9 protein-coding genes and 1 pseudogene (1 of these 10 running past the window's edge) are annotated in these 8,598 nt (G+C 40.6%); 7 read left to right on the top strand and 3 right to left on the bottom strand.

The features are described from left to right. Nucleotides 1-23: 23 nt before the first annotated feature. Together EEL30_10115 and EEL30_10120 are read right to left on the bottom strand one after the other, a co-directional pair. Nucleotides 24-474: pseudogene (locus EEL30_10115) on the bottom strand (HAD family hydrolase). Nucleotides 475-569: 95 nt separating this feature from the next. Next, nucleotides 570-1,199 carry an ArsR family transcriptional regulator gene (locus tag EEL30_10120; GenBank protein QDX92646.1) on the bottom strand — a complete coding sequence of 210 codons (630 nt, stop codon included), beginning with the start codon at nucleotides 1,197-1,199 and terminating at the stop codon, nucleotides 570-572. A 160-nt stretch (nucleotides 1,200-1,359) separates the two neighbouring features. Here EEL30_10120 and EEL30_10125 point away from each other — a divergent pair, with 160 nt between their 5' ends. Genes EEL30_10125 through EEL30_10140 form a run of 4 tightly spaced genes read left to right on the top strand, consistent with a single transcriptional unit; the run spans nucleotide 1,360 to nucleotide 4,275 of the window. Next, on the top strand, nucleotides 1,360-1,827 hold the full coding sequence (locus EEL30_10125; protein ID QDX92647.1) for a thioredoxin-dependent thiol peroxidase: 468 nt from the start codon (nucleotides 1,360-1,362) through the stop codon (nucleotides 1,825-1,827). Between the two features lie 27 nt (nucleotides 1,828-1,854). Further along, the gene (locus EEL30_10130) at nucleotides 1,855-2,904 is read left to right on the top strand and encodes a M42 family peptidase (GenBank protein ID QDX92648.1); all 1,050 of its coding nucleotides are present in this window, start codon (nucleotides 1,855-1,857) and stop codon (nucleotides 2,902-2,904) included. 18 nt (nucleotides 2,905-2,922) lie between these two features. Continuing rightward, nucleotides 2,923-3,675: a class I SAM-dependent methyltransferase gene (locus EEL30_10135; protein QDX95728.1), complete on the top strand. Its 753-nt coding sequence runs from the start codon at nucleotides 2,923-2,925 to the stop codon at nucleotides 3,673-3,675. A 51-nt stretch (nucleotides 3,676-3,726) separates the two neighbouring features. Next, the gene (locus EEL30_10140; GenBank protein QDX92649.1) at nucleotides 3,727-4,275 is read left to right on the top strand and encodes a cob(I)yrinic acid a,c-diamide adenosyltransferase; all 549 of its coding nucleotides are present in this window, start codon (nucleotides 3,727-3,729) and stop codon (nucleotides 4,273-4,275) included. An 89-nt stretch (nucleotides 4,276-4,364) separates the two neighbouring features. On the opposite strand, the gene EEL30_10145 is transcribed toward EEL30_10140, so the two are convergent. After that, on the bottom strand, nucleotides 4,365-5,270 hold the full coding sequence (locus tag EEL30_10145; GenBank protein QDX92650.1) for an NAD-dependent epimerase/dehydratase family protein: 906 nt from the start codon (nucleotides 5,268-5,270) through the stop codon (nucleotides 4,365-4,367). 265 nt (nucleotides 5,271-5,535) lie between these two features. On the opposite strand from EEL30_10145, the gene nth reads away from it, so the two are divergent. The 3 genes from nth to EEL30_10160 all read left to right on the top strand — a co-directional run. After that, nucleotides 5,536-6,213, top strand: a complete 678-nt coding sequence (nth, locus tag EEL30_10150; protein QDX92651.1) for an endonuclease III — start codon at nucleotides 5,536-5,538, stop codon at nucleotides 6,211-6,213. Nucleotides 6,214-6,410: 197 nt separating this feature from the next. After that, a complete protein-coding gene (locus tag EEL30_10155) occupies nucleotides 6,411-6,848 on the top strand; it encodes a transcriptional repressor (GenBank protein ID QDX92652.1) in 438 nt (145 codons plus the stop codon). A gap of 244 nt (nucleotides 6,849-7,092) precedes the next feature. Beyond that, nucleotides 7,093-8,598, top strand: the 5' portion of a protein-coding gene (locus EEL30_10160; GenBank protein ID QDX92653.1) for a glycosyl hydrolase. 231 nt of this gene lie beyond the right edge of the window; the window shows 1,506 of its 1,737 coding nt (coding positions 1-1,506); the start codon lies at nucleotides 7,093-7,095; its stop codon lies beyond the right edge, outside the window.

The raw sequence follows: 8,598 nt of genomic DNA on the forward strand, positions 1-8,598 counted from the left end.
GGACCTCTTTTTTGTGTTTTCATTTATTCATTCACTACATTCCATCTTTTTAACAACCATTGCGTCATCTTGTCGGGATCTGTAAACAAAACATCGGGAGCGGGATCAAAAATACCGTTGCTCTGCGAGGCTGGGAACCAGTTTACACCGACCGCATAAATACCTGCAGCTCTAGCCGCTGAGATATCTGCTTGACTATCTCCTACATACAGGGTATTTTCCGGGCTAGCTTGTAGCTGTTCCATCGCATGAAGAATACCTTCCGGATGAGGTTTGTGATTTGTTACCTCATCACCGGCTATGACGAGTGAGAAATATGGGGGTAAGATTCAGCACATCTAACGAAAGATCAGCACTCTTTCTGCCTTTGCCTGTTATAATCCCCATTTTTATACCTGCTTGTTGAAACGTTTCTAACATGGTGAGTAGAGATACCGGGGTTTGAAGCTCACGGTGTTCGTCTACCTATTTCTCTTGAACCTCTCATGGCTAAAGCCACGAGATTCCTGCGCAGTATATGATTGAGACTTATGCATATACAACAGCTCCTCTTTGGTAAGTGAGGTTTCTTACTCATCATCACCGTCTACGAATTTTGCATTATCTGGATCATCCCGTCGAGGTGAAGTTGGGAAGAGCAGGTTTAAGTAATGGAAGTTGAGTCGATCGGCGGAAGGCTTGTTGTCTTTAAATCGCTGATAGAGGACCTTCATTTCACTGAAAAGCTGATTACGTTCTTCTTTTGTCAGGTGTAAATTCCCAAAGTTGTATGCAAAGGTGTCCTGATAATCTTTTCGTGTATCAATATCAGATGCAGCCAGATGATTCATGGTATAGAGAAGTTCCTGTTCAGTCGCATGCAAAGGAGAGAACATAATTTCACTCAATTGTTGAGCATTTTCTTCCACGACTAGGTGCAGGTTGGCCCTAATCACTTTTGCTATTGGTTGATAATACTTTTCGATAATGGAGCCTTTTACGCGTGTATGTACTTGTTGTAACAGACCAACTTTCACTAATTCTTTTACATGATAATGCAAACGTGCTGCGTTTTCTCCTAGTTCAGTAGCGATTTGTTTTGCGGTCCGCGGCTCTAGGTCTTCGAAAAGTTGTAAAATTTTAACTCTTTCAGGCACTGCAAAGGATTTAAGTGCCTCAGGATCTGTTATTTCAAATACTTCTCTTATCATGTTAGCCACCACCAGGTTCTCCTTTTTCTGTTTGGAAAGGTCGGAATTTTTACTATTATGTAATCGTAATGTTTTATAAGGTAAAGTGCAATGCATCTTCTCCCTTTTTCTTTTTCCTGAACCTAACTTTTGCTACAATAAGAGAAATGAAGGAAAGAAGGGATTTTTCATGTTAGAAGTAGGTCAATTAGCACCAACTTTTACGAAACCTGCAAATAATGGTCAAACCATAAACCTAGAAGAGTATCGCGGCAAAAATGTCGTGCTTTATTTTTATCCAAAGGATTCCACACCTGGATGCACGACTGAGGCATGTGATTTTCGGGATTACCATGGTGACTTTGCTACTCTTAATACAGTGGTGCTTGGGGTAAGTCCAGACAGCGTCAAATCCCATGATAAATTTATTGCAAAACACGAATTACCATTCCCTCTAGTTGCTGATGAAGACCATAGTATTGCAGAAGCATACGGTGTGTGGGTACTCAAAAAAATGTATGGTCGAGAGTATATGGGTATTGAGCGTTCTACCTTTCTTATAGATACAGAAGGCAAAATTGCTCAGATTTATCCTAAAGTCAAAGTAAAGGATCATGTCCAACAAGTAGTTACGTACATAAAAGAACATCTAGTCTAAAAACAGCAAGTAGAGAGGAAGAAGACGATGAAGTTGTCCTTGTCTTATATGATTGATACATTTGTCAAATTAGCACAGATTCCAAGCCCATCCGGTAACACAAATCAAGTAATTTCGTGGGTAGAAGAAGAATTGAGCAAAAGTGGCGTGTATATCGAGCGTACTAACAAAGGTGCATTGTTGGCTACATTACCAGGTCGCAACAACGATAAACAACGTTTGTTGACGGCTCATGTTGATACTCTTGGTGCTATGGTTAAAGAAATAAAAAGTAATGGCCGCTTGAAGTTATCTATGGTAGGGGGCTATGCCTGGAATGCAATCGAAGGTGAGCATTGCCAGATCGAAACAGCTACAGGACGCATTTATACAGGGACAATTTTGACTTCTAAAGCATCTGTTCACGTGTATCGCGACAGTGGTAAGGTAGAGCGTACTGAGGATTTAATGGAAGTCAGATTGGATGAAAAGGTGACAGATGCTCAAGAGGTCAAGGCACTAGGAATTAGTGTAGGGGATTTTGTTTCATTTGATCCTCGCACAACAGTTACAGAGAGCGGATTCGTTAAATCGCGCCATCTGGATGACAAGGCGAGTGTAGCAATCCTGTTAGGTATTATTAAAGCCGTTCAGGAGGATAAGCTAGAGCTACCGTACACGACCCATTTTCTGATCAGTAATAATGAGGAGATTGGTTATGGTGGCAACTCTAACATTCCAGCAGATACAGTAGAGTACTTAGCAGTAGATATGGGGGCCATCGGTACGGGTCAAACAACTGATGAATATTGTGTTTCTATCTGCGCAAAAGATTCTTCTGGACCTTATCATTACGGATTCCGTAAGCAGTTAGTTAAATTGGCAGATGAGAACGGATTGAATTATCAAGTAGACATTTATCCGTATTATGGTTCCGATGCTAGCGCTGCTTTGCGAGCTGGCTATGATATTGTGCATGGGCTGATTGGACCAGGTGTTGATGCCTCTCATTCACATGAGCGTACGCATTCATCGGCTTTTGATAATACGGCTAAATTAATCATGGCTTATATTTTATCGGATGAGTTGGTACTATAGGAGGGTCCAGTCATGAATATGTATCATTGGGCTGACTATTATGATCTCACACAGCGAGGATTAGCAGGAGATTTGGCTTTTTACGAAGAATATGCCAAAGCAGCAAAAGGGGAAGTCTTGGAATTAGGATGTGGGACGGGACGTGTAACTATTCCGCTTGCTAAGGCAGGCATCCAAATAACGGGGCTTGAGATTTCTCAGGAAATGTTGGCTAAAGCGGTAACAAAAGCAGAAGGGACTGGTCCGGTCGATCACTTGTCTTTTATTCAAGGGGATATGCGTCACTTTTCTTTAGGAAAAACTTTTGAACTAATCATGATTCCCTATCGCTCCTTTTTGCACCTCCTTCATATTCAAGAGCAAATGAAAGCATTGCGCTGTATTCGAGAGCATCTTCAGCCAGGTGGTAAACTGGTCTTCAATGTTTTTGTGCCACACATCAAGCATCTATATGAAGAAGGGGAAAAATTGACGTTACGTGGCATTTATCCGTTTCAGGACGGGCAGCAAGTTGCGATGTACGATTTTACTCGATATGATCATTTCCAGCAATTGGCGGAAGTAACACGCAGCTATGAACTTCTTGATAATAATGGGAAAATGCTGGAGCGTGTGACTGGTCTCTTCACGTTACGTTACATTTTTCCGGCGGAGCTGCATCACTTATTGCGTCTAGCGGGTTTTAAAGTGTTGGAACGCTACGGTAGTTTTGCAAAAACTCCATTTGATTCAGCTAGTACAGAATTCATTATAGTAGCAAGCCCAGCGTAATTTTTGATATTACCTATGGAAGAAGAAAAAAGGAAAAAAGGTGGGGATGACATGAAGATTTATACAAAAACAGGAGACAAAGGGCAAACATCTTTGGTTTACGGCGTACGTGTTCCTAAGCATGCACCACGTGTAGAAGTATATGGAACGTGCGATGAGGCCAACTCGCATGTTGGATTAGCAGTATCATTATTACCGAAAGAGCATAAGTGGACAGATTTATTAGATACGTTACATTTGATCCAGACGAAGCTATTTCATATTGGAGCAGAATTGGCTACACCTGAGGGGAAAAAGGTAGGTTGGCCCATCATCGAGGAAGATGTAAATAATTTAGAAGAGCACATCGATCAACTAGATGCTAAGCTACTTCCGCTTACTAACTTTGTCTTGCCAGGGGGACATCCTGCTGGTGCTGCTCTTCATGTAGCTCGTACGGTTGTGAGACGAGCTGAACGAGGAGCAACCGAGCTTATGGAGACAGAACCAATTAACCCGGTTGCTATTAAATATTTAAACCGTTTGTCGGATTTTTTGTTCGTAGCAGCGCGGTATGTTAATAGCCAGTTAGGAACAACTGAACCTAATTTGCATGAATAGAACCTCAAACAGCCTTTTTTCTTGTACTTTTATAGGGAAAGGCTGTTTTTATTTGTTTAGATATCAACGAATTAGGGCGCTGATTTTGTTTACGAGAGATATTCGGATATTCCAGAGAAGAAGTCAATCTTATTAATCTGAAAATCTTCGTACAATCTTTCACCGTTATCACAATAATTGCCTTCTTGCAGCATAGTTAATTGGGTTTGCGTAATGGGGAAAAAGGAGAACCCTTGCATAATAGAGACGAGAGGTTTCATGAACCATAGTGGTACATGAATCGTTTGCACGCGTGATTTCCCAATTGCAGTTCCGATTGTCTGTAGGATTTGTATGTAGGTGAGTTGCTGTGGTCCGCCTACTTCATAAATCTGATTAGTAGCTTGTTCATTAGTTAGAGCTTGCACAAAAACTTCTCCTACTGTTTTTCGAGAAACGGGTTGTAAGAGATAGGTACCACTCCCAATTACAGGGGTAAGTGGCAGGCGCACTAAATCAGCCAGCATAGTCACGAATTCATCACTAGAACCAAAAATAACTGAGGGACGGAATATTACATAAGGAATTTCTGACGCTTCTACCATTTGTTCTGCTTCATATTTCGTCCGATGATAGCCACTGGTAGCTTGAGGTCGTGTGCCTAATGCACTCATGAACAAAAAGCGTTTTATAGATAACTCTTTCGCCACTTGTAGCACATTGCGTGTACCTTCTACATGAATGCGGGAGAAGGTGATGTTTTTACCGGGTTGCTCTCTAATAATACCAACTAGGTGAATAACTGCGTCACAATCTCTCATCGCTGCACGAAGGGAATCTGTATTAAAAATGTCCCCCGTATGGATATGCAGATGATCTGTCAGTGCATAAGCTTTTTTGACTTTTGATTCAGAGCCTTGTCTAATTAAACAATGTACCTCATAGGAAGCTTCTAATAAGGTAGCAATTATGCCATGACCGACAAATCCTGTTCCACCTGTTATGAAAACTTTCATAGTAGTTCCTCCTCTATGCCTCTTAGTAGATTCATCTTTCTCTGAAATGCCTGAATATACCTGTTTTTTTAAAATGTTTGTATCACCTATTCACTGTAAGATATCAGTACTCTTTTTTTACTTCTTCTTCGTTTTGCACCTTCTCCCGTTTTTTCTCCCATGTAATTTCCTGTTAGAAGAGGGTTCGATCAAACTTTTTCATATGTTACAATAGAACGCATGCATAAAGTAAAACTGGTTCGGAGTATAGTAGGAGGGAAAAGAAATGCGTCGGTTATCCATGAAATTATTTTTGCAGACGCTTGCGGATATGTTTCCTGATGCGCATTGCGAGCTTACTCATAGTAACGCGTTTGAATTGACCATTGCGGTACTTTTGTCAGCGCAATGTACAGATAAAAAGGTAAACCAAGTCACAGAGCATTTATTTCAAAAGTACAAGACTCCCGAAGACTACTTAAAGGTTTCGCTGGAGGAGCTTCAAGAGGATATTAGACAAATTGGTCTTTATAAAAACAAGGCTAAACACATTCAGGCCCTATGTCGTTTATTATTAGAGGAATACGGGGGAGAAGTGCCTGACAAGCATGAGGAGTTGGTAAAATTGCCTGGTGTCGGACGGAAAACTGCGAACGTAGTAGTCAGTGTGGCATTTGGAATACCAGCTATTGCTGTGGATACGCATGTAGAGCGGATAGCCAAACGATTAGGATTCTGTCCTCAAGATGCTTCTCCTGTCCAAGTAGAAGAAATTCTAATGAAAAAAATTCCTAAGAAGGACTGGTCAGACACCCATCATCGCATGATTTTCTTTGGGCGTTATCATTGCAAAGCACAAAACCCGCAGTGTGATATTTGTCCCTTGGAAGATGTATGTCCGACTCGTAAACAAGCTCTAAAGATAAAAAAGAAGGCAAAAGTGCCATCTAGGAAAACATCCTGAGTGTAGAGTCATGCTTAAAAAGAGAGTCTTGGACAAGCTAATAAGGGAAACAAGCCGCAATTGTAAGCTTGTTATTGACGAACCTCCAGAATCAGCGTACACTTATTTATAACAATTCTAATTAGATTATTGTTAACGGATAAGAATATTTCTAATTACGTACTTTTTAAAGGTCATATTATGTGAGGTGCATGGCGATGATGCAACAAGTCGAGAGAGCTGTCGAGATTTTAAAGAATCAAGGTGTTCGTATGACTCCGCAACGTCATGCCATATTAGCGTATTTACTTGAGACGATGACTCATCCAACTGCTGATGAAATTTATAAAGCATTGGAAGGGAAATTTCCTAATATGAGCGTGGCAACCATCTACAATAACCTGCGAGTATTTAAAGAAGCGGGGTTGGTTCGCGAGTTAACATACGGAGATGCTTCTAGTCGATTCGATGCCAATGTAGAAGATGAACATTATCACATTATCTGTTCTGAATGCGGGGCTATTCAGGATTTTCACTTCCCGTATTTAACTCAGGTAGAGGCAGCAGCCTGTGAACAAGCGAACTTTCATGTCTCTGGACATCGTATGGAAGTTTATGGTGTATGCAAGAGCTGTCAAGAAAACAAAACGCAATAATAGCAAGTGCTTGGTAAGGACTCTTCATGTCAGTGGTAAAAGACATGTAGGGTTCTTTTTTTGTACCATCTGACAGAATAAAATGATATGTATGAATGATCGTATAAGGTTCAACTCTTTTAATAAACTTCAGTCGACATTTTATGAAATTTATCGCAAAATGTAGAGAATTTTGTAACCAAATAGCTCTCTAAACTGTCTCTATAATGAAGAACAAACTGAATTGTGATACATTGGAGGAGTCATGAACGCACATTTAGAGACCTCAAAGCGTCCAAGGCGCAGAAGAAATAGGAATAGGCTTTTTCCTAAGTTGCTATTTTTGGCCATACTTGTTTTAGCAGGATATTTCATTTGGATGTATTTTCAATCCGGTAATCATCAACGAGTTACTCCTTACGATGGGCGCCAACAGGTAATTGTACATAAAGGAAAAGCAGTCCCACAATCCTATAAGATGAAGGAAGACGAGGTACTGTTACCTTTTTCATTTTTAAAGGAACAAATTGATCAGCACTTGTACTGGGATGAACCTAGTCGTTCGGTCATCATCACTACGAAAGATAAAGTTATCCAAATGCCAAGCGAAAAGTTAAAAGCATTTGTTAATAAAGAACCAGTTGATTTACGTGTACCTGTCACGATTATTGATGGGGAAAAATACGTTCCAGTTAGTCCTCTAGAAAAGATATATGGTATTCATCTGCGCAAGATGGAAGGCAGAGAAGTCATCTCAGTGGATAACAACGGAGATACAATCCAACAAGGACAGGTTAGTTCTGAAAAAGATAAGCCTTTACCAATGAGAGTGGATGCTACGAAAGAAAGTCCTACTGTTTCTGATCTTACATCGGGTCAAAAAGTAACGATCTTGAATGAAACAAATGGATGGTACCATCTCTTATCTAATGATGGAGTTCTTGGGTATTTACCAATGGATCAAGTTAAAAAACTAGATTCTTATCAGGTAGAAGTGAACGTGGATACACCAAAAGAACGAAATACTGCTTGGAAGCCGAACGGACAAAAATTAAATGTTGTTTGGGAGCAGGTGGTTAACCGAAATCCTGAATTGGACAGCATCCCTAAAATGCCTGGATTGCATGTGGTAGCTCCCACGTGGTTCGAATTAAAAGACGACAAAGGAACTGTTGGCAATAAGGCTGACGCTTCGTATGTAAGATGGGCGCATCGTGAAGGCTTTAAGGTCTGGGCAGTCGTATCTAATGGATTTAATCCCGACTGGACTAAAGTAGTGCTATCTGATTTTGAAACACGTCAAAAAATGATTACTCAGATCGTTCAATATGCTAATTTGTATCAGGTGGACGGAATCAATATTGATTTTGAAGATGTGTATTTAGATGATAAACAGCGCTTCGTTCAATTTGTTCGCGAATTGACGCCATATTTACATGAACAGAATTTAACAGTGTCTGTTGATGTTACCATGATGCACGGAAGTGATCGTTGGTCTAATTTCTTAGATCGTAAGGCGTTAGCTGAAACAGTGGATTACACGATGTTGATGGCTTATGACGAACATTGGGGCTCTAGCCCTGTAGCGGGTTCTGTAGCGTCGTTGCCATGGGTAGAGAATGGTTTAAAACAAGTGTTGACGGAAGTACCTAAGGAAAAGCTGTTGTTAGGTATGCCTTTCTATACTCGTTTATGGAAGGAAGTAAAGCAAGCAGATGGTAGTGTAAAGGTATCGTCTCGTGCCTTGTATATGTCGGGAGTCAAAAAGTGG

It is taken from the genome of Brevibacillus laterosporus (assembly GCA_007833815.1).
GTDB lineage: Bacteria > Bacillota > Bacilli > Brevibacillales > Brevibacillaceae > Brevibacillus_B > Brevibacillus_B laterosporus_D.